Origin of the sequence: Microbacterium resistens NBRC 103078, assembly GCF_001552355.1 — a bacterium.
Classification (GTDB): domain Bacteria; phylum Actinomycetota; class Actinomycetes; order Actinomycetales; family Microbacteriaceae; genus Microbacterium; species Microbacterium resistens.
The window spans coordinates 1-953 of sequence record NZ_BCRA01000226.1 but is presented as its reverse complement, the minus strand read 5'-3'; the positions used below and the strand labels follow the sequence as shown (position 1 = coordinate 953).

Below are 953 nucleotides of genomic sequence, written 5' to 3'. Positions count from 1 at the left end.
GTTCGCCCAGGCCGTCCGGCGGCGCCGGCTGGCGTTGTCCGGAGTGGTCGGGCTGGGGGTGCTCGCGGCCGTGCTGGCCGGAGTCGTCGCCGCCCGCCCCACCGAGGCGCGGACGATCCAGCCGGAGACCGCGAACCGGGACATCATGCTGTGCCTGGACGTGTCGGGCTCCATGACCGAGGTGGACCGGGAGGTCGTGACGATCTTCTCCGAGCTCGCCGAGGGCTTCGAGGGGGAGCGGATCGGGCTGACCATCTTCAACAGCTCCCCGGTCCAGGTCTTCCCGCTCACCGACGACTACGAGTTCGTCCGCACGCACCTCGACGACATGGCGCGGAGCTTCGACTACACCGACACGGTGCCCGAGCACTGGGTCGGCACGATGAACGGTCCCGGCGCCTCCCTCATCGGCGACGGGCTGGCCTCCTGCGCCCTGCGCTTCGACCACGGCGACGAGGAGCGCGCCCGCTCGATCATCCTCGCCACGGACAACGAGCTCAACGGATCGCCCATCGTCTCCCTGGCCGAGGCTGCGGCCTTCACCGCCTCCAAGGACATCCGCCTCTACACGATCAACCCGGTCGACGGGATCGACTCCGGCCTCAGCGACGAGCTGGCGGAAGCGGCCGCGGCGACCGGCGGGCGCGCGTTCAGCCTGCGCGACACGACCACGGTCGCGGAGATCATCGACGAGGTCCAGGAGCAGGAGGCCAAGACCCTCGTGGGCGAGGCGACCGTGGTGCGCGCCGACGCCCCGCAGCCCTGGATCGCCGCGCTCCTCGTCGTCGCGCTCGGCTTCGTCGTGCTGCTGTGGAGGGTGCGCCTGTGATCCTCCAGCCCGTCATCCCCGCCTTCCTCGTGGTGCTCCTCGTCGTCCCGATGCTCATCGGCACGGGATGGATGCTGTGGCGGCCGGCGACGGCCCCCGGTGCGGCGACGGCACCGGCGGCGAG

General features: G+C 71.6%; 1 protein-coding gene. It reads left to right on the top strand.

The annotated features are described in order from the left end of the window. The coding region (locus tag MR1_RS19140; RefSeq protein ID WP_067250896.1) for a VWA domain-containing protein at window positions 1-829 on the top strand (829 nt) is incomplete at its 5' end. Between the last annotated feature and the right edge of the window lie 124 nt (window positions 830-953).